General features: G+C 41.0%; 20 protein-coding genes and 1 pseudogene. 8 read left to right on the forward strand and 13 right to left on the reverse strand.

All coding sequences use genetic code 11. The features are described 5' to 3' along the window. Positions 1–36: 36 nt before the first annotated feature. Positions 37–1278, reverse strand: coding sequence for an acyl-CoA dehydrogenase family protein (locus WH214_RS13715; protein ID WP_339422818.1), 1242 nt, complete (start codon positions 1276–1278; stop codon positions 37–39). Positions 1279–1372: 94 nt separating this feature from the next. Between WH214_RS13715 and WH214_RS13720 the strand changes: the two genes are divergently transcribed. Beyond that, positions 1373–2290, forward strand: coding sequence for a LysR family transcriptional regulator (locus tag WH214_RS13720; protein WP_339422819.1), 918 nt, complete (start codon positions 1373–1375; stop codon positions 2288–2290). A 236-nt stretch (positions 2291–2526) separates the two neighbouring features. Beyond that, positions 2527–3081: a thermonuclease family protein gene (locus WH214_RS13725; RefSeq protein WP_339993594.1), complete on the forward strand. Its 555-nt coding sequence runs from the start codon at positions 2527–2529 to the stop codon at positions 3079–3081. Between the two features lie 64 nt (positions 3082–3145). Here the strand turns inward: WH214_RS13725 and WH214_RS13730 are convergent, their stop codons facing one another. From WH214_RS13730 to WH214_RS13745, 4 genes are all read right to left on the reverse strand, one after another. Further along, the gene (locus WH214_RS13730; RefSeq protein ID WP_339422820.1) at positions 3146–3748 is read right to left on the reverse strand and encodes a nitroreductase family protein; all 603 of its coding nucleotides are present in this window, start codon (positions 3746–3748) and stop codon (positions 3146–3148) included. A 187-nt stretch (positions 3749–3935) separates the two neighbouring features. After that, on the reverse strand, positions 3936–4427 hold the full coding sequence (locus WH214_RS13735; RefSeq protein WP_151836388.1) for a hypothetical protein: 492 nt from the start codon (positions 4425–4427) through the stop codon (positions 3936–3938). Positions 4428–4534: 107 nt separating this feature from the next. Next, the gene (gene fumC / locus WH214_RS13740; RefSeq protein WP_339422821.1) at positions 4535–5929 is read right to left on the reverse strand and encodes a class II fumarate hydratase; all 1395 of its coding nucleotides are present in this window, start codon (positions 5927–5929) and stop codon (positions 4535–4537) included. Between the two features lie 111 nt (positions 5930–6040). Next, positions 6041–7048 (reverse strand): NAD-dependent epimerase/dehydratase family protein, encoded by a 1008-nt coding sequence (locus tag WH214_RS13745; RefSeq protein ID WP_339422822.1) that lies wholly within the window; start codon positions 7046–7048, stop codon positions 6041–6043. 71 nt (positions 7049–7119) lie between these two features. Between WH214_RS13745 and tusD the strand changes: the two genes are divergently transcribed. From tusD to WH214_RS13765, 4 genes are read left to right on the forward strand one after another with little or no spacing between them, the layout of a single operon-like run. Further along, complete coding sequence (gene tusD / locus WH214_RS13750) at positions 7120–7488, forward strand: sulfurtransferase complex subunit TusD (RefSeq protein WP_339422823.1); 369 nt, start codon at positions 7120–7122, stop codon at positions 7486–7488. A 44-nt stretch (positions 7489–7532) separates the two neighbouring features. Continuing rightward, positions 7533–7883, forward strand: a complete 351-nt coding sequence (locus tag WH214_RS13755; protein WP_279678082.1) for a hypothetical protein — start codon at positions 7533–7535, stop codon at positions 7881–7883. Positions 7884–7893: 10 nt separating this feature from the next. Then, on the forward strand, positions 7894–8175 hold the full coding sequence (locus WH214_RS13760) for a DsrH/TusB family sulfur metabolism protein (protein ID WP_339422824.1): 282 nt from the start codon (positions 7894–7896) through the stop codon (positions 8173–8175). A 14-nt stretch (positions 8176–8189) separates the two neighbouring features. Then, positions 8190–8501 carry a TusE/DsrC/DsvC family sulfur relay protein gene (locus WH214_RS13765; RefSeq protein WP_004979945.1) on the forward strand — a complete coding sequence of 104 codons (312 nt, stop codon included), beginning with the start codon at positions 8190–8192 and terminating at the stop codon, positions 8499–8501. 2 nt (positions 8502–8503) lie between these two features. On the opposite strand, the gene WH214_RS13770 is transcribed toward WH214_RS13765, so the two are convergent. From WH214_RS13770 to WH214_RS13780, 3 genes are all read right to left on the reverse strand, one after another. Next, on the reverse strand, positions 8504–8992 hold the full coding sequence (locus WH214_RS13770; protein WP_058869534.1) for a winged helix-turn-helix transcriptional regulator: 489 nt from the start codon (positions 8990–8992) through the stop codon (positions 8504–8506). A gap of 134 nt (positions 8993–9126) precedes the next feature. Next, entirely contained in the window at positions 9127–11268 is a 2142-nt protein-coding gene (gene mtlD / locus WH214_RS13775; protein ID WP_339422825.1) for a bifunctional mannitol-1-phosphate dehydrogenase/phosphatase, read from the reverse strand. A 205-nt stretch (positions 11269–11473) separates the two neighbouring features. Next, positions 11474–12373 (reverse strand): LysR substrate-binding domain-containing protein, encoded by a 900-nt coding sequence (locus tag WH214_RS13780; RefSeq protein ID WP_339422826.1) that lies wholly within the window; start codon positions 12371–12373, stop codon positions 11474–11476. Between the two features lie 100 nt (positions 12374–12473). On the opposite strand from WH214_RS13780, the gene WH214_RS13785 reads away from it, so the two are divergent. Further along, entirely contained in the window at positions 12474–12890 is a 417-nt protein-coding gene (locus WH214_RS13785) for a CidA/LrgA family protein (RefSeq protein ID WP_339993599.1), read from the forward strand. 9 nt (positions 12891–12899) lie between these two features. Further along, positions 12900–13601 carry an LrgB family protein gene (locus WH214_RS13790; RefSeq protein WP_339422828.1) on the forward strand — a complete coding sequence of 234 codons (702 nt, stop codon included), beginning with the start codon at positions 12900–12902 and terminating at the stop codon, positions 13599–13601. 18 nt (positions 13602–13619) lie between these two features. Here the strand turns inward: WH214_RS13790 and WH214_RS13795 are convergent, their stop codons facing one another. The 5 genes and pseudogenes from WH214_RS13795 to WH214_RS13815 all read right to left on the reverse strand — a co-directional run. After that, a complete protein-coding gene (locus WH214_RS13795; protein WP_339422829.1) occupies positions 13620–14846 on the reverse strand; it encodes an MFS transporter in 1227 nt (408 codons plus the stop codon). A 75-nt stretch (positions 14847–14921) separates the two neighbouring features. Then, a complete protein-coding gene (locus WH214_RS13800) occupies positions 14922–17186 on the reverse strand; it encodes a TonB-dependent receptor (RefSeq protein ID WP_339422830.1) in 2265 nt (754 codons plus the stop codon). A 15-nt stretch (positions 17187–17201) separates the two neighbouring features. Then, a complete protein-coding gene (locus WH214_RS13805; protein WP_339422831.1) occupies positions 17202–18461 on the reverse strand; it encodes an MFS transporter in 1260 nt (419 codons plus the stop codon). Continuing rightward, positions 18449–18829: a hypothetical protein gene (locus WH214_RS13810; protein ID WP_004979960.1), complete on the reverse strand. Its 381-nt coding sequence runs from the start codon at positions 18827–18829 to the stop codon at positions 18449–18451. Before WH214_RS13810 ends, WH214_RS13805 begins: the two co-directional genes overlap by 13 nt. Before the next feature lie 125 nt (positions 18830–18954). Further along, positions 18955–19470: pseudogene (locus WH214_RS13815) on the reverse strand (GNAT family N-acetyltransferase); the annotation flags it as partial. Between the last annotated feature and the right edge of the window lie 27 nt (positions 19471–19497).

The raw sequence follows: 19497 nt of genomic DNA on the forward strand, positions 1-19497 counted from the left end.
CAACACGATGAATTAAAGAGATGATCTTCTCCTCTATTATTTTTTACGACGCGTACTATAGCCGCGTTTTGCCAGTTCTAATTTTGCAATCATACCTTTATGCACTTCATCCGGCCCATCGGCCAAACGCAGTGAACGTGCTTGAGCGAAGAAACCTGTCAAAGGCGTATCACGCGACACACCTGCTCCGCCGTGAATTTGAATCGCCATATCAACCACTTTTTCAAGCACACTTGGCGCAACGACTTTAATCGCAGAGATTTCGGTTAACGCTGCCATATTCCCTAAAGTATCCATTTTATACGCAGCATACAAGGTTAATAAACGTGCTTGATCAATTGCAACACGTGCATCAGCCACGCGCTCTAGGTTTCCGCCTAATTTTAAAATCTCTTTCCCAAATGCTGTACGACTCATGCCGCGATCAATCATCAACTCTAAAGATTTTTCCGCAGCACCAATACAGCGCATACAGTGATGAATACGACCCGGCCCTAAACGACCTTGGGCAATTTCAAAACCTTGACCTGCACCACCAATAAAGTTGGAAACAGGAACACGAACATTACTAAAGCTAATTTCGCCGTGACCATGGGGAGCATCGTAGTCACCAAAGACTGGTAACATTCGTTCTATTTTAACTCCATCTGTTTCAACAGGCACTAGAACCATCGAGTGTTGATGATGACGATCTTTGGTTTCATCTGGTGTATGCGCCATAAAAATAATAATTTTGGCATTGGGGTCACCTAAGCCTGAAGACCACCATTTACGGCCATTTAACACAATTTCATCACCTTCGATCACGGCTGTTGCTTGCATATTGGTCGCATCGGATGAAGCAACAGCTGGTTCTGTCATGCAGAAAACAGAGCGAATTTTTCCATCTAAAAGCTGCGTAAGCCACTCTTGCTTTTGAGCTTCAGAACCATAACGCCACAATACTTCCATATTGCCACTGTCTGGTGCATTACAATTAAATACGGTCGGCGCAAGAAGACTCCGACCTGTGAGTTCTGCAATATGAGCATACTCTTGAACCGATAGACCTTGACCAAATTCAGGACATGGCAAAAACATATTCCATAAACCCGCAGCTTTGGCTTTGGCTTTGAGCGTTTCAAGTTGTGCAGGCCACTGCCATTTGGTCCAGTCGCCACCTTGGTTCAGTTCATGTACCTCATGCCAAAAGTCAGTTTCGATCGGCTCAATTTCGTTTTGAATAAATTGTTTGGTACATTCTACATAATCTTGAGCACGTGCTGAGAGTTCAAACATGGCTACTTCCTTCGATCTATTTTGATATTTTCGCTTTACATCAACATAACCTGAAAACTAATATGAACAAAATGATTTTATTTTATAGATCAGCATGAACAATATTCATAGTAAGTCACCCATTGATATGGGGCTTTTTCATCGCATCGATATCAATTTATACCCGCTTTTTATTGCGATTTATGAGCAAAAAAGTATTTCAAAAGCAGCTCAAATCTTGTCGATTACGCAGTCTGCTGCCAGTCATGCCTTGCAGCGTCTACGTAGCCATTTAAAGGATGATTTATTTGTTCGCTCTGGCAGCCAAATGCTTCCAACACCTTTTGCAGAACAAAATTATCTGATTATTAAAAATGCTTTAATTGCGATTCAAAGTATTTCCATGCAGCAGCAAAGCTTCGACCCGAACATGGTTCAAAGCCTAAAAATTGCGATTCATGATGAAATCGAGCCGATTGTTTTCCCAAAGTTAGTCGCTCACTTTCAGAAACTTGGATTAAGTATTCAGTTTATGAGTAGCAAGCTTGACCGCAAAACGGTAGATGCCGATTTAGTTTCTCAACAAATTGATTTTGTGATTGATTTGGAACAAAACTTTGGCGATAAAATTCAATTTGAGAGCTTGGTCAAAGACCAGTTTGTGGCTTGTACTCAGCTCCAGCAAATCAATGCTGAATTGTATTTGGCTGCACCGCATATTGGTGTATCTTCGCGGCGTACTGGTGTTTTGGTTGAAGATGTTCATTTAAATCGTAAGCAACTGTCTAGGCAGGTTTTTTTGCGTTGTCAGCACTACTCCACTGCGCTACAAATTTTAGAGCAATATCCAAGTGCAATTTTAACGATTCCTCAAAATATTTTGAGCCATTTACATGTTTCCCCTTTACTCAATATTTTTGATGTTCCTGTGAAACTGCCGCATATGAATATTGGAATTTTTTGGCATAAAAATTTAATGGAAAATAAAAGACACCTTTTTTTAAGGAGTGAAATTTATAGAATTTTTACTTAGGCTATTTTTATATCTCATAAATTCACATAGGCTATTTCTTAATGAACTATAAGTTTATGCAACTCAACTAGTTATTGGCTTTTTTATTTCGTTAAAAATTTGTTCCAGTTTACTTGTTTAATTAAACATCTATTTTGTTATGAAAAATAAACACTTGAGATCACTTAAAGCATTTTAAATAGTGTATCTACCATACAATGTCTTTTTGATATTTTTATTTTCCATTGCTCTCCTCTATGTTTGATCACCTGTCCAATAGCTGGCTCATCGGTATTGGCTTCGCCCTTTGCCTGATACTGGTATTTACTTTTTATAAAATAAAAAATGCTCTCAGCCAATTTCTCCATCCCTTTAAAAAAGGTAGAACCTATTGGTGCCGAATTACGGCTATAAGTGATGGTGATACACTGACATGCTATCGGTTTAACTTTCGACGCTCTGAAACCAAATTACGCTTTGCCTATATTGATGCTCCTGAGTCCACTCAAAGCTATGGGCCTGAATCCAAACGCTTAATCAAAAAAATGGTTTATCGGAAAGTAGTTCGTGTTCGCATTACAGACATTGACCGTTACGGTCGATGTGTAGGTGAAATCTACCGTTTTCGGAGAAGTATGAATGAGGAGATGGTTAAACGTGGTGCAGCATGGGTCTATGAGGACTATATTAAGGATAAAAAGCATTTGAAACATATGAATGCTTTACAAAGTCATGCGAAAAAGCACAAGAAAGGTTTATGGCGCGGCACCCGCCCTATTCGCCCGAGTGACTACCGCAAAATGAAGAAGTAGTCGACCTGTAAAAAACTCAGCCTAAAAAAAGCCGCTCCATCGTGTAGAGCGGCTTTTTCATTAATTATTTGAAGACTTTAAAGCGTACAGCATCATCCACAAAGCCTTTTTCTTTAGCTTCCCCCTCAACCGAGCCGAAGACCAGTTGTGCACGCAGTTTCCAACTTGCAGGCACATTCCACTCAGCATGGACTTCTTCATCTACAATTGGATTGTAATGCTGTAAAGATGCACCTAAACCTAAGGTATGTAATGCAGTCCAAGTTGCAAACTGTGCTATTGCAGTTGAATGCTCTGCCCATACTGGGAAATTTTCAGCATAAGATGGAAATTGCTCTTGTAGGTTCTGAATTACATCTAAATCTTCAAAAAATAAAACTGTACCTATACCTGCTGCAAAACTGGCCATTTTTGCCGTTGTTTTAGCCGCACTTTCTTCATCTTTAGCATAAGACTTCAGTTTTGCAGCCACAAAAGTCCAAAACTTTTCATGTTCCGCATTAAATAAAATTACCGCCCGAGATGACTGTGAATTGAACGATGATGGGCTTTGTTTAATGGCAGTTTGAATCAAATCAGTTAAAAATTCAGGGCTGTGCTCGACCTTTTTACCAATGGCATAAATGGTACGACGCTTTGTGATTAAGTCGATGAACTGATTTGACATATTATAAAATCCTTACGGCTATAGTGTGAATGATGACGCAATGTATCAAGCAATATTAATTCCAACATTTGACCAAATAATAAAATTTAGTGCTTTAGATGCAGTTTAAATACTTTCTTGTGCTCGCAAATACATAGTTTTGCTATCGATATAAAAAATCCTCCATTTGGAGGATTTTTTGAATGACTTAAAATTTGGCTTCTAAGACTTGAGTTGGAATTTTATTTTTCCATAAGTCACGAAGAACGGGTAAATAGAACTTTTCACCCAGTTCAACCAATTCTGCATCGATCAATGCATGAATCTCATGCATAAATAAATAATCAAGTTCAACTGTTTTCAACTGTTGCTGTGCTTTTGCAAAGTCTTTGCGCTTTTGTTGTGCACGTTTCACTAGAGCATCTGCAAAATCTTTATCTTTAAACTGTTTGATCGCGTTTAAACGTAGCTCAATCACGCCCCAACCACTCAACAACAGTTTGAAAAGTTCAAAGTCAGCCGTAGTTGATTCCCATGTCATTTCTTCAAGATTTTCATTTTCAGGTAGTACAGGAAGCAATAACTCCATAACACTTGGGAAAATCTTTTTGAAATTTAAAACAAATTTAACAGGATGTTCACCCGGATAATCGTTAAATTGCACGTTTTTCTGAACATCTGTCAAATAAATATCAAGCATGGTAACTCATCAGCAGTTTATCTTTAGTCGACCATTGTACCGACTTCGCCCAAAGATAAAAACCGCTGATGTTCATTTGCTCTTTAGTTGAGCATCTGGGCTAAGGGCTATTTTACATTTGGGGAAATCATTTGCTCTGGACGTACCACTTCATCAAACTGCTCAGCCGTGACTAAGTTTAACTCCACAGCCACTTGTTTTAGGGTTTTGCCTTCTTTATACGCTGTTTTGGCAACTTTCGCTGCATTTTCATAGCCAATCACTGGGTTTAAAGCCGTAACTAACATCAATGAGTCATGTAAGAAGTGGTCAATTTTTTCACGGTTTGGTTCAATACCTACTGCACAGTGATCATTAAAACTATTACATGCGTCACCCAAAAGCTGAATCGACTGCAACAAATTAAACGCAATCACTGGCATGAATACATTCAACTCAAAGTTACCCGATGCGCCCGCAACATTAATCGTGGTGTCATTGCCTAAGACTTGAGCCACCACCATGGTCATCGCTTCACTTTGAGTCGGATTCACTTTCCCCGGCATAATACTTGAGCCTGGCTCATTTTCTGGAATACGTAACTCGCCAAAACCACAACGCGGGCCACTTGCCAACCAGCGAATGTCATTGGCAATCTTATTCAAACTTACCGCAAGCGTTTTTAATGCACCCGAGGCAAACACTGCTGCATCACGCCCAGCCAATGCTTCAAATTTATTTGGTGCAGTCACAAAAGGTAGTCCAGTCAACTGTGCCAGTTGCTCCGCTGATTTTTCTGCATAATCAGGATGAGCGTTCAGTCCTGTTCCTACAGCTGTTCCACCTAAAGGTAGTTCATACAAACCTGAAAGTGCTTGTTGTAAACGCTTTAAGCCGTGATCGAGCTGAGAAACATAACCGCTAAATTCTTGGCCTAAGGTTAAGGGTGTCGCATCTTGTAAATGAGTTCGGCCAATTTTGACGATGTCAGCAAATGCTTGAGACTTTGCCTCTAAAGTATGTCGAAGCTGGGTAACCGCAGGAATCAGTAATTCATTGATCTGAATACTTGCTGCGACATGAATCGCCGTTGGGAACGAGTCATTGGTCGACTGAGCACGGTTCACGTGATCATTCGGGTGTACAGGCTTTTGTGCGCCTAAAGGATTGCCGAGTTTCTGATTGGCGATATTGGCAAGCACTTCATTACAGTTCATGTTGCTTTGTGTGCCTGAACCAGTTTGCCATACCACCAAAGGAAACTGGCTATCCCACTGTCCTGCAATCACTTCATCCGCAGCACCGACGATGTATTGCGCTAGTTCTTGTGGAATTTGGTTAAGTTCAGCATTGGTCTGCGCTGCTGCTTTTTTCACTAAGCCCATGGCACGAATCATTGGACGTGGTAAACGTTCACTACCAATTTTAAAGTTTTGCAAACTACGCTGAGTTTGAGCCCCCCAAAGTGCTTCACTCGGTACTTCAACTTCGCCCATCGTGTCATGTTCAATACGTGTTTGCATTTTAACCTCTTCCTTTTTAAGTGAATTGCAAAATAATTATTTTGCGCTTGTTTCCCTTATCTTAATGATTAAGCAAAAATATGTAAATGATAATTATTATCGGTAAATTAATTAACGGCCATCTAAACTTTGTCGGTAGAAACGCCATCCATCTTCAAGAGTCTGTTCTAAGCCACGCTTCGCTTGCCAGTGTAAAACGTTTTTCGCTTTACTACACTCTGCTGCGACCTGATCTAATTCCACAATGTTCGAATCAACTACATCGACTGTAGCAATGTCACTTTGCGTCATGCTTTCAACTTTTTCAACCAACTGCTGTATCGACACACTTTGACCTGCGATATTAAAAGCTTCACAAGCAAACTGTTGAGTGCTTAACCATTGTAACGAAGCTGCAATCGCATCACAGGCATCGAGGATATGTAAAAAACTACGCTCTACACTATGGTCTGTGGTTTGTGCACTTTTTCTAAGTTCAATATGATCACGCTGTTTTGCAGCGACTTGCATCAACAGGGGAATAATATTTTTCGGTAAAGGCGGAAACAGTTCTCCGAGCATCGCATTTTCAAATGCACCAGCAACATTGCCCATTCTTAAAATTGCAATTTTCCATTCATTATCCGTTTTTGCTGTATCTCGAATAATTTCTTCGACCATTTGCTGCGATTTGATATACGGGTTTGGATAGCCGTAATTCAGTTCTAAATCTTCTTCTAAATGTAGGCTGGATTCACCATAGACCGCAAGACTGGAAAGATGAACCAAAGTTCTGACACCTGTGCGCTGCATGGCACGCAGTAAACTCATGATACAACTGACATTGTCATTATAGTATTCCAAAGGCTTCAGTACTGATTCTTCAAGCGATTTGAAACTTGCTGCATGCACCACTGCATCGATGGAATACTGCTCAAAAACTTTGTTTAAGGCAGGTGTATTTCGTATATCAATTTTGACAAAAGGCACGTACATGCCACTAATAAATTCTAATCGTTCAAGAGTTTGTAAGTTCGCATTGGATAAATTGTCTACAATAATGACCTCTTGCCCATGCGCCATAAAGCTCAAAGCAATATGAGAGCCTATAAAGCCTAAACCACCAGTCACTAAAATCATTGTATACTACCTTTTTATTATGAAGTCCGAATGTACCAAGCAAGATTTGGACATTCCTCTAGTGAAGTTTGATGAGTACTTTATTACTAATTACCTCCGCACCGAGTTCAATTCATGCATGGCATGCTCTAGGTTTAGCGCAAGCACTGCATGGGAAAAATGAACCCTTTCGAGTGTTTTTCTACCAAGATGCTGTTCAGGTTGCCAATGATCTGCAATGGGTACCTGACGACCAACGGAATCTATGTTCTGAGTGGCAAAAACTCGCCATTCGCCTACCAGTTTGTGTAAGTGCAGCCTTGGCCCGAGGAATTACCGATGCCGAAAATGCACAGCGTCATCAGTTAGCACAGCATAATCTTGCTATAGGTTTTGACTTGGTAGGCCTAGGGGAACTGGCCGATGCTGTTCAGTCTGCAGAGCGCTTAATTCAATTCTAAGTGCTAAGTTTTCAAGAATTTGTTGCTTTTAAAAGGTATATTGTGTGAAATCTGTACTGGTTATTTTAACCCAAGCCAATTTGAACTCTTTGCAAGTGCATGAAAGCCTGTCTGCAACGATGGTTCTTGCGACTTTTGGCTGTGAAGTCAAAGTCTTATTACAAGATGCTGCACTCAGCTTATTAAACAATGCTCAGTCATTTGAACCCTTAAAACATGCGTTTAAACTGGCTTCAAACATGGTTGATAGTTTTGAATTTTATGACCTGAGCCCAATTTGGATTGAAACCAAGAATCAAGCTTCTGCCTTTGTTCAACAAACCGAGCAAGAAATAGAATGTATTGAACTTAATGCCAATTTAATACAACAGTTTGACCATGTATTGTATTGGTAAGGAGACAGCTATGAGCAAAACACTTTATCTCGTGCAGTCTCCATTTTCCGCGACAGAGCTAGCGCTGAGTAAATTACAAAACCTGTATCAATCAGGGGATGATGTGGTTTTAATGGGAGATGTAGCCCTTTATATAGAGCATACTTTTATTCAGCAGCTAGCTTGTGTATTTGTGCTTGAGCAGGATGCTGAAAATATTGCTGCTGCCCATCCGAGTAACCTAGAAACCATCAGCTATGCTAGGTTTGCTGAGCTATGCTTAAACCATAGTCGTTGTATCAGTTTGAAATAGTTTTGAGTGTTTAGATGAATTTAGAATTAGACCAAGATGGTCATTTAGTCGATTACACCATTTGGAATCAAGAGGTTGCAAAAGAGCTAGCAAAATCTCTAGAGCTTGAATTGACTGATTGGCACTTTGAAATCCTCATGGCAGTGCGTCAATTTTACCAACAGTTTGGACACTCACCTGCAACACGTCCGCTGATTAAGTTTTTAATGAAAACAGTCAGTGCAGACATCAATAATGCCATACTGCAAGAAAAGTTTAATACTGGGCTTGTAGCGCGCCATCTGAGTCGTTTGGCAGGCGTGCCAAAACCTGCAAACTGTTTATAAACTTAAGCTTGTTTAACGTCTGATTGAGCAGCTAAAGCATCGACATAAACCTGTGTCGGTATCGCTTTGATGTCTTTGGCATGTATGGCATCACCACATTCGTTACAAACCAAATGTGGCTGAATGCTATGCCCGCAGGTTTTATGAATAAATTGCACGGGACGACCTAAGCCCTCGTCCATCCATTGATCGGCCCATGTTGCCATGGACATCAGCACTGGGTATAAAGCTAGGCCTTTTTCAGTCAGACAATATTCAAAGCGCTCTTGGCGATCTGTATAGGGTCTTTTCTCCAAAATATCATGTTCAACCAAACGCTTTAAACGCTCAGAAAGCACATGACGAGTGACGCCTAAGTTTTGTTGAAAACTTTCAAACCGCCGTGCACCCAAGAATGCATTTCGTAAAATCAACATCGTCCACCGATCGCCAATCACCGACAGCGTTCGTGCAATTGAACACGGTTGTTCCCCGATCTCATCCCATTTCATTGTAAAAAAACCAAGTCTCTCTTAGGTCTAACGTTAAAAGATTTAAGACCATAAGAAAAGCTCTTTTTACCCAGCTTTTCTTATGTTGTTTTCACATTTTAGTCGGCTCAAAGACATCTGAATGTCATGAAGACTTAAGCACAGCTCATTTCAGCCTTTTGAGGTTGGTCAGGGATCATAAAGTCTTCCATTCCCAACTCACCTTTTTGATATTCATTGAGACGTTTTTGAATGACATAATACAGCGCTTTTTTGTGCGCTTTTGACAGGTTCATCTGTTGAAGTTGTTGCTTCAAATGCCCTAACAACACATCTATGGGCTGTTCCTCTTCTTCCATCAAATACAAATAGCCAAAGATCGCACCACTTAATAGCGCTTCAAAAGAAAATCCATGCGAGACATTATACGCTACCGATGAAAATACACGTTCAAATGCACTCAACTTACGCAGTGGATCACGCCCAACCCGACTACATGGGTCTTTATAGGCATACTGGCAAGATTGATCAAAACTTCGGGCTAAACGCGTTAAATCATTTTTGCGTTTTGGCAAATAATGCGCCAGACCTTGCGTCACTTCTGCAAGCAGTTTTTCAACGTAGTACTGTACTCGCGGGTCGCCCATCGCTACACCAATGGTCTGATGCCCGAGTAGGCTTGCATACCACGCAGTCATGGCATGTACGCCATTCCATAAGCGGTTTTTAATGAGCTGAATATCTGAAATTTGATCTACCAAGATCATTTGACGCATTTTACTGAGTAAGGGACTTTTGTTTTCCACATAGATCGGCATATCCATTTCAGCATTGAAAAGGATTAAATCCATATGCTGTAAAATATGACTCGGTTGAAAATTTTGTCTTAAATCTTCTACATATTCACTGGCACGGCGCTCTTGTTCTGCACTCAGTTTACTGACATCTTCAACTTCAATTTGATTACTCTCGTCATCAAGTTGATATTGCTTAAAAATATTGTATTTAATGCACAGTTGACGATATAGATTTTTATCGCTCAGCTTAGACACCATACGGTTGACTACCGTATCGCAGAAATAGTGCTGCTCTAAAATAAAATCAGCAACAGCATGGTCTGTTAATTCTACCAATGCTTTACGTACCTGCGCTAGAACCAACTGCTTGGCACCAATTTTATTTAAGATAATTAACAGCGTCAGTGGAGTTTGAACTTGCTCATCTTGCGCCAGATAGCGTGCATAGAGGCCCTGTGCAATGGTTGCAGCTTCACTGGCTAATGCATTTTCAGCTAAACAAATCGCAATTAAACTCGACTCGACGTACATGGCATGCATCTGCTGTAAGTCTTCAGCATCAATAATATGCATATTTTCAATACGCTCATCATAAGACACTTGCCCATAGCGAATACAATACGCCCCAAAAGCGTTTACAGCTGAACGGTATAAACTGTTTCGGGTAGATGCATAGATTTTTTTAGGACGCGTATAGCCATCCCAATGCGACAGGATTTGTGCAATATAGCCTCCGCCAATGGCGCCAAATCCATGAATCCCCACAGTTAGTTGATTTAAAGTTTGAGGAAAGCTTTCTTGTAAATTAGGCATTTCCAGATGCGAGCTATAGATATCTAATTCCGTTAGATAATCATACATATTTTCAAAATAATAATTGGCATGTGCCAACATGTTTGCATTGGGTTCTTTAATATCTTTGAACAGTACACAGATACCCCCTGCATCATGTGCCGAGCGGATACCATTTTCTGAGTCTTCAAACATGAAACACTGCGCTGGTTCAAGATTTAGTTTTTGCGCTGCACTTAAAAAAATTTCAGGATGTGGTTTCCCTTTTTCAACTTCATCACCACACACCAAGACGTCAAAAAACTTATAAACATTGGCATTGATTAAATACTCTTCAGCAATCGCTCTTCGACTAGAGGTCGCCACAGCCATACGTAATCCTGCTTTACGTAAGCGTTCTAGAACTTGTACCAAACCTTTTTTAATCGGCACACCATATTGGCGCACTGTTTCTAATTCTAATTCGTCTGCACGCTTACGAATCTCCGCATAGGGAACTTCCTGTCCATATTGCTTTTGCGCCAAGGCTTCCGCACTTCGGGCGCTTAAGCCTAAACATGCCATAAGGTAGGCATCTGAAAACTCGACCCCAATTAGCTCTTTGGACGCCTGTTTCAAGGTTTGAAACCGTAAACGCTCGGTATCAAACATTGTTCCATCCATGTCAAAAAGCGCACCGTGCACAATATCATTCTTAAATTTAAACATTTAGCCTCCGTTTTTATGTTTGCACTTAGACTATACAAAAATCGGGCACAGAGACTCTGTTCTGATTTTATGAAACATTTTTATTTATTTATTAACCAATAAATTGGTATTTAGACATTTTTTTGTAACCAAAAGGTAACCTCATGTAATCAGAACGTAACCAAAGTGATCATTTTTTAATAAAGCGTGTCTGAAGATAAAACTTCTAAAAATGAATTTGATCTTTATATTCATCAATGATCGATAACCATGCACGAGTTGCAGGATTCATCACTACGGTTGAATTCCATGCCATATTTAAGTTCCACCGCAAACTGGGTTGTTCCACTAAACTGACACTGAATTTTGCGCGATCTAACTGCTCACAATAAATTTGCGGCAATAAAGCAATACCGACACCTGACTCGACCATTTTGGCAATAAAGTCCCACTGGCTACTTTTGCATAATACTTTGGGTTCAAAACCAGCCGCCATCGCCGCATCTAGAATTACATGGTTTAAAGTAAAGGTGTCTGCATACAGTAAAAATGACTCTTCTTTAAGTTCAGCAAACTGCACCACATCGCGCATTCTCCACTGTGAATCGTAGTTGGAAAGCAAACACAACGGTGAATCGATAATTTGAATACCTTGAATACTGGGTTTTAACTCGCCCAATAAAATCCCAACGTCAATTTTTTTGGCCAATATGGCTTCTTCAATACCTGTTGCACCGACTTCTAAAAAGTTCAACTCAATGTTGGGATACAATTTGTGAAATTTAACGATTAAGGAACTCAACAATACTGAGCCTAAAGGTGGCAAACCCAATCTCAACACACCTTGTTTCAGCCCACGAATTTGGTCTGCTGCTTCAAAGATCTGTTGCTCCTGCTGCAAAATCTGCACAGCATGTAAATAGACTTGTTCTCCCATATAGGTCAGTTTGACTTCTCGCTTTCGCCCTGCTTCACCTTTATGAAATAGAGGCAGCCCTATCTCGTCTTCTAACTGTTTTAAAGATTTACTAATAGTGGGTTGAGTCACAGATAGTTCCTCCGCAGCAAGACTAAAACTGTGACTTTTCACCAGCTGCACAAATATTTTTAGCGCTTTAAAATCCAAAATTATTCCAAATGAGCATAATTATTATTTTATTATTCATAATTATAAGTTCAGGTCAAACTTAAAATAACACCAACAACTTATACCCTGTGGTCTTCCAATGCGTCCGTTCAAATTGCCTTATCGTTCTACTCTTCAAGTAGCTTTGCTGATTGGGATTTGGTATCTCGGAACGCTGATACAAGTCGCCCTGTCTTTACCGATATCAGGTGGGGTCGTGGGTCTAACGCTTTTACTTATTTATCTGTTAGCGGGTGTATTTAAGCTGGACTGGATTAAGTCAGGTTCGGATCTACTTTTAGCTGAACTGTTGTTGTTTTTTATTCCTTGTATTATTGGCTTAATCAAATATAAACATCTTTTTCTTACCCAAGGTTGGCAACTGGTTTTATCTATTGTCCTTGGGACCATTTGCGTGATGACCTGTACTGCTTACTGTGTTTTCTTGGGCTTTAAGCTTGAAGCCAAGTTTCAAAAAAAGCACAAGCAGTCACATCAGTTGAAAAGTCACATTTAAGGAACGATCATGCATATTCATTTCGTTGCCTTGATCTGTTTTATCGGAACGGTACTGGCCTATCTTTGGGGTAAAAAGTTTTATCAGAAACACCCATATGTATTGCTCTCACCAGCGGTTTTTATTCCCTGTCTGATTATTTTATGTCTGGTGTTTTTCAACATTCAGTATGACAACTATATGTACTACAGCAAATGGTTAGTCTGGATGTTAGGCCCTGCAACGGTCGCATTTGCCATCCCGATCTATGAATATCGCAAAGTCATTCAACAGCATGCTTTTTCGATTGCTTTAGGCATTATCGTGGGTATGTTGGTTGGCGTAGTCAGCTCTTTTTACTTGGCACGTTTATTCCATTTTGATGCTGTGACCAGTTACAGCTTGATGAGCCGCTCTATCTCTACCCCTTTTGCCATGGAAGTCACACAAGCCGTCGGAGGCTCAGCCGAGCTGGTGATTTTATTTACTGTGATTACGGGTATCGTTGGTGGACTCTTGGCCAACACAGTATTGCTTGTTCTAAAATTGGATTCTAAATTTGCTCAAGGTGCGTCATTGGGTAGTGCCGCACATGGTTTTGGTACCAGTACCGCTTTCAGACGTCATAAAGAAGAAGGTGTCGCGGCCTGTCTCAGTATGGTTTTAGCTGGTATTTTCATGGTTCTGTTTGGCCCAAGTTTAATTCACGCTGTCGTTTATCTTCTTGGTTAAACATCCTGGATAAGGATCTCATGCCACACTACTGAGATCCTTGTTGGCTTGTATGTGTTTAAAGCTAAAGTACAGCATCAGCCCCGTCATCAATGCCAATAAAAAATAATAGGGTAAATGCTGATTCCACTGATATAAGCCTGTACTTAACAACGGTGCAAAAACGAAACTCAGTGCTTGCGTAGCCGTGCATAAACTGGCTATTTTAGTTTGTAGCGTGGTTGGTGCGGTTTGGGCTGCCCCTGTGGTAAAAGCTGGAATTAAACATGCCACGGCGATACCATAAAAAATATAGGCTGCTTGAAAAGTCCAAATCTGACTGGCACTCAGTGAAAGTAATAAACCTAAAACCATCGTCACAAGGCCTACCCAAAGCAATTGTTTAATTGACCATTTAAACCATTTTGAAATCGCCAATTGCATCAAAACGAGCGCTATCCCCACAATCAATGAACACTGAGAAAAATACACTGCACTCTGATACGTGTCGAAATGGAATCGATCTTGGATATAAAAACCAGCAGTTAAATTCAGGGTGACAATCGCGACATATAAGCTAAAGCCCAGCAATAACCAAATACCTAACTTTGACCATTGCAGCTTTTCTGTAGACACGTCTTGTAATTTAGCTGTGGTTTCGTCCCGTTCTTGTGTCTGTGATGCTTGCTTCCCTTGAAAGCCCAGTACAATCCAAGCCGCCATAGCCGTTAAAATAGCCACTGCGCCCCATAACGGTGTCAACATACTCCATGTCAATAATAATGTCGTCGCTAAAGGACCTATCACCACGCCTAAACTATTCAGTGCGCCAAATTTCGCCATATTCTGACTACGTTCCTGCTCACTTTGAAAAACCGTCATGACATAACTTTGCAGCGCAATTTGTGGCATCGCCATAAAAAAGCCAGTACTGGCACGGGTCAATATCAGTAAACTAAACAAAGCAGCAAATGAAATGGCATAACTCAGCCCATAGCTGAGTACCGCCGCAAATAAGCCCCATGTGATCGCCATACCGATAAAACCGATACTTAACAATTGATAAATGCTGAATTTTTGAGTTTGTTTAGAAATATAAATAGCTGAGATGGCCATCACCAAAGCACCAGCCGAAACCAACGCTCCACCTTGCAGTTCAGTCAACCCCAGTTGCCGAATGAACGGCGCAAGTAAAGGTAAAATCATCGAAAAACAAGCGCCATTGGCAAGGCTGCCTGCAATAAAGATTTTGTTATTGCTATTCATTTTATTATTTAAACCATTTATTAAGGCAAGATTACAAAGCAAAGAGGTAGCTGAAAGCTACCTCTGGTTGTGCAATTAGTATTTTAATGTGTAGCTCAAACCATAGGTTCGACCTTGAGCAGGTAAGCTTGAAATAGCACCATAAACTGACTCCACCGCTTGACTATAGACTGATTTGTAGTCCGTATTCCAAACGTTATATACACCAAATCCGACCGTACCTGGGCCTGCTTTGGCATTGGCTATGACGTCCATTGTTGCGAAACCTTTGATTTCAGCAGGAACCGTTGAACCGTACTTTACAGCATCTTTTTTGGCTTTATCAGTACCACCGATAGCAAGTGCTTGAACACGCAGGCTCATATCGTTGTTAAACTGCCACTCAGAAAATGCTGTACCTTTCAGTGGTGCAACACGGATTGCATCTAGCTCTTGCCACTTTCCTGCGGTATTTTTAAATTGTCCGCGGGTATAAGCCATGGTTCCACCCACTGTCCAATTTGGCTGTAGTCGATATGACAGATTTCCTTCAACACCATAAACGCGCTCATCGGTATCTAGTACTTCAATCGTGTAGTTGGGACGTCCAAATTTTAGACTTTTATCTGAGTCATTATAGAAAGTGGTCACACTCGCATTTAAACCATTTGCAGCTTGTACACGCCAGCCCAGCTCATAGTTATTGACTTTAATTGGATCAATAGTTTGACTATTCACAGTAAAACTTGCGGGTACATCACGAAGCATACGTTGAATATCAGGTAAATTTGATCCTTGAGAAAAGTTTGCAAAAATTTGTTGAGCATCTGTTAAGTGATAAAGCGCGCCCAAATTAAATAATGTCGCATCATGCTTTACCTTACCGCCATTTAAAGTTTTGGCTTGGTAGCCTGGCTGCAAGTCCGCTGTAATTGCTTCCATATACGGCGTCGACTCATCTACTTGGCTTTCTACACGCTCATAACGTACCCCTGCTTTTAAACCTAAACGATCCGTTACATCAAAGTCCGTTTGCACAAAAGTACCCAACTTTTCTGTTTCTACATCAGGTCCAAAGGCATAATAATTAAAAGGTTTATAATTTAGCCCGTTGCTGGCAACAAATGCAGCACTATCATACATTTGAATATTTTGTTCATCTTGTTCATTTTCATAATCAATGCCGTAGCTGAGTCCCAAATTGTGACCATTTAAATCAAACTGTTTCTGCAAAGCAACACGCGCACCGTACACATCAATATCTGTTTCCGATTGATAAACGAGGTATAAACCGCCACCCATGGCTTGTGCTGAAGGAAACCAACGCGCCTGTTCGTTACGATAATACGCTTCGGCATTTAAGGTATGACCCAATACATTTTGATTTTCATATTGTGTATTAAACGCATAGCGTTCAGTTTGAGGTTGAGTCTCAAGTTGCATGCCTTTAACTGCTGCAAGACTGGCTGTATAGGTCGGGTCTCGTTTTACATAAGCTAAATTTGGACCATAGTCAGGTCCATACTCACTGTCTTGTTCATCATTAAAATATTGTGCACCAAAACTTAAACTTTGTTCATCTGAAATATTCCACGTCAAACGACCATTGAGGTCCAATGTGTCCGTATCTTGACGGTCAGTCTGCGCAACCTCAGGTCCTATCCGGTTGCCGTGGCTATCCTGAATTTCACCGCGTGTGGTATAACTTGCACCGAAAGCTCCTTGCAATGCACCTTGATTAAATAAGACACTTTGTGATGCTTCATAAGCCATAGCATCTGATTTAAAGTTATTACCCGCCGTCACCCCAACTTTAGTTTCAAAGCTAATTGGGTCTTGACCACCACGTTTAGTAATAATATTAATAATCCCGCCTGTTGCTCCAGAGCCATAAATACTGGTCGCCCCTGAAACCACCTCAATACGTTCAATCATAGACGGTTGAATGCTATTTAATTGGCGTGAACCATCGCGATAACCCGTTTGTGGCACACCATCAATCATGTATTGCACCACACGACCGCGCATGGTCATGCCATAGTTTGATGTTGTTCCACTACTCGGTGTAAGGGATGGAACCAGTGTTCCCAAAATATCGGCAATGCTCTTGCCAGCATTGGCCTGTTTTTCAATTTCAGCTTGATCGATGCTATAAACGGTGCCCGCAATGTCTGCAATACTCTTTGCAGAGCGGGTTGCTGTCACTACAATCGGTGCAAGTTGTGTGGTTTCTTTTTGTTGGGCCTCAACACTGCTCGTCTGACTTGCTGAATTTGTTACAACGTTATCTTGAGCATATAACTGTGTACATACAGCCAGTGTTAAACAAGTCAACTGCATAGGTAACATAAAACGGTTCATTTCTTTTTCCTTTTATTAAATTTCTTGATTCAACAGTTTTTGTTGAGTTTTTTGATGACGTGCAATGATGTATTGGCTCAGTAGTACACTGACTACAGACGCAACCGCCAACACCACATAAAAATTGCCATAGCCAAGTGATTTGGCTAAAAAGCCCGATGCGGCTCCCCCGATGAAATAAACCAACAGTTCAAAACACACCAAGATGGTGAAGTCGGTGCCTGCCTGTTCTTTGGAACTGCTTTGCATGAAATAGGCATATAACGAAGTCATCGCGACATAACGAATCGCAAGCATAACAATGACAAATCCCCCCAAGAGCAAATGCCAATGGTTTAACCAACCCAAAATAATGGCTGCGCCAATCACCCCATACAATGCTGTTCGGCACCACCCCGCCCAAATGAGCAACTGTGTAGCCTGAATTTTTTTCAATAAAAATGCGGCACTCACAGCAGCCAACAACCCCACAGCGGCACCAATCACAGACATCAGCACCCCAATTTGCGCAAGCGTCCATTTCTGGTCAATCAGCATTGGATTGAGCATCGCCATTGCAGGTGCTTCAACCACGCGATAACACAAGATCAGTGCCAAGGCAGATAAAATCTCTGGTCGTTTAAAAGCACGGATTAAGCTTGGGGCTTGTTTAGCGATATTCGTCTGTTCGTTTGCATTTTCTTGAATATAAAAAACAGCAAACATCGTTAAAGCGGTCATGAGTGCTAAACACACCAATGCGCTTTCCCAACCGTAATATTGATATAGCCATAATGTCGCTGCACCACCCAACATACTCCCCAAAGCGACCCCTATACTCTGAGCCATACTGCCTAGACGATATTCAGACGCTGAAAAGGTTTCTACGGTATAACCATCTATGGCAATGTCTTGAGTCGCCGCAAAGCTTGAAATCCACAAGCCAATCACAACAAACACCACCAGCCCATAAGAGAACTGGGTAAATGCCAAGGCCAATACCCCAAGTACTAGGGCTACTTGTGTAAAGAGCAGCCATGTTTTTCGTTTACCTAACTTCTTTATATAAAGTCGGTCAATGAGTGGTGCCCATAAGAACTTAAACGCCCATGGAATATAAAGCAGCGACAGCATTCCAATCCAACGTAAATCTACTCCCTGATGTCGCAAAATAGCGGGCAATGCCACATTGTAAAAATACAAAGGCAAGGCATGTGCCAGATATAAAACAATGACAACGGCTAAGCTCAAAGCTGAGATTTGGCTTGTTGCTCTTTGTGTATTTAGGTTTTGCATATCCACCTCTGCACTGCCCATTGCAGTGCATCAGAATGATCAAGTGTGACGTAGTAAGGCACCCGCCATGCAGCATGCAGCGAAGGTGTATTCAGTCGTTGTTGGTCGGTTGGGTCTTGTGCAATTCGAACCAAACCCAAGCAGTATTGAAAAAAAAGTTGTTTGTATTTTTTGTACCAAACCGCTTGCAGTTGACGGTATTCCTCAGGAAATTCCGTACCGATATCGGTTTGCATGACCAAAACAAAGTGCTGTTTTTTTAAGAAAAAACGTTCGACTTGACTGAGCCATTGTTCAAATTCGGCAACAGTGACATGCGCTGAAAAGCGCATATCCATGATTTGTATATGTTCTGAGCTATAGCTCATGTAAGTTCCTCAGTCCTATTGAGTGGGTTATGGTTTTGCATAAATGCATTTGAATCAGTTAAATACCCTCCAAATTTTTCATAGAATTTTTGTTTAAAGCAGTAATACAACATGGCCGTTTTTTAAGGCATCGGGATCAAGCGCTGTGCCTCATAGCACATTTCTTCGACCACTGCTGCATAGGGTTTAACGGTGTGGTCAGGCTCCCCGACAATTTTGTCGGAGGGTGCATTTTCAAAAATATAGAAACCTAATAGCCGCATTACTGGACGCAAGTAGCCTTTGCCAAAAGCCGACTTTTCACCAAACAATAAATGCCACCCGAGGTCTAAATCATCACCATCGTAATAACGTCCTAGACGGTCACGCTTACCTTCATAGATTTCGGTATAACCCACATCCTGACCATTCACCCCAACGATCAACAAACGGTGATGGTCATCGGCCAGCATTTTTTCAAAATACACCGCGAGATCCATTTCAGACTTATTCAGCTGCCACTGTGGAATAACATGAGGCTCATGCATCCATTTATGTAACAGTGCTAAGTCCTGCGGATACTGTAGTTGGCGCAAGTAAAATTGCGTCTCATTCTCATAGTATTCGTAAAAATCGGGAAGTTGCTGTGAAAGTGTTTTCATATGGTAGCCTGCTAAATTCTTTGGTTT

This window comes from Acinetobacter sp. MYb191, assembly GCF_037572605.1.
Taxonomy (GTDB): domain Bacteria; phylum Pseudomonadota; class Gammaproteobacteria; order Pseudomonadales; family Moraxellaceae; genus Acinetobacter; species Acinetobacter johnsonii.

Coding starts and splice junctions, on each gene's coding strand:
- fumC (WP_339422821.1), bottom strand. CDS start 5,929: ATGCAAACACGTATTGAACATGACACGATGGGCGAAGTTGAAGTACCG.
- WH214_RS13735 (WP_151836388.1), bottom strand. CDS start 4,427: ATGCTTGATATTTATTTGACAGATGTTCAGAAAAACGTGCAATTTAAC.
- WH214_RS13795 (WP_339422829.1), bottom strand. CDS start 14,846: ATGAATAGCAATAACAAAATCTTTATTGCAGGCAGCCTTGCCAATGGC.
- WH214_RS13785 (WP_339993599.1), top strand. CDS start 12,474: ATGCGTCCGTTCAAATTGCCTTATCGTTCTACTCTTCAAGTAGCTTTG.
- WH214_RS13800 (WP_339422830.1), bottom strand. CDS start 17,186: ATGAACCGTTTTATGTTACCTATGCAGTTGACTTGTTTAACACTGGCT.
- WH214_RS13745 (WP_339422822.1), bottom strand. CDS start 7,048: ATGATTTTAGTGACTGGTGGTTTAGGCTTTATAGGCTCTCATATTGCT.
- WH214_RS13765 (WP_004979945.1), top strand. CDS start 8,190: ATGAATTTAGAATTAGACCAAGATGGTCATTTAGTCGATTACACCATT.
- WH214_RS13770 (WP_058869534.1), bottom strand. CDS start 8,992: ATGAAATGGGATGAGATCGGGGAACAACCGTGTTCAATTGCACGAACG.
- WH214_RS13725 (WP_339993594.1), top strand. CDS start 2,527: ATGTTTGATCACCTGTCCAATAGCTGGCTCATCGGTATTGGCTTCGCC.
- WH214_RS13720 (WP_339422819.1), top strand. CDS start 1,373: ATGAACAATATTCATAGTAAGTCACCCATTGATATGGGGCTTTTTCAT.
- mtlD (WP_339422825.1), bottom strand. CDS start 11,268: ATGTTTAAATTTAAGAATGATATTGTGCACGGTGCGCTTTTTGACATG.
- WH214_RS13715 (WP_339422818.1), bottom strand. CDS start 1,278: ATGTTTGAACTCTCAGCACGTGCTCAAGATTATGTAGAATGTACCAAA.
- tusD (WP_339422823.1), top strand. CDS start 7,120: ATGAGTACTTTATTACTAATTACCTCCGCACCGAGTTCAATTCATGCA.
- WH214_RS13730 (WP_339422820.1), bottom strand. CDS start 3,748: ATGTCAAATCAGTTCATCGACTTAATCACAAAGCGTCGTACCATTTAT.
- WH214_RS13805 (WP_339422831.1), bottom strand. CDS start 18,461: ATGCAAAACCTAAATACACAAAGAGCAACAAGCCAAATCTCAGCTTTG.
- WH214_RS13790 (WP_339422828.1), top strand. CDS start 12,900: ATGCATATTCATTTCGTTGCCTTGATCTGTTTTATCGGAACGGTACTG.
- WH214_RS13760 (WP_339422824.1), top strand. CDS start 7,894: ATGAGCAAAACACTTTATCTCGTGCAGTCTCCATTTTCCGCGACAGAG.
- WH214_RS13810 (WP_004979960.1), bottom strand. CDS start 18,829: ATGAGCTATAGCTCAGAACATATACAAATCATGGATATGCGCTTTTCA.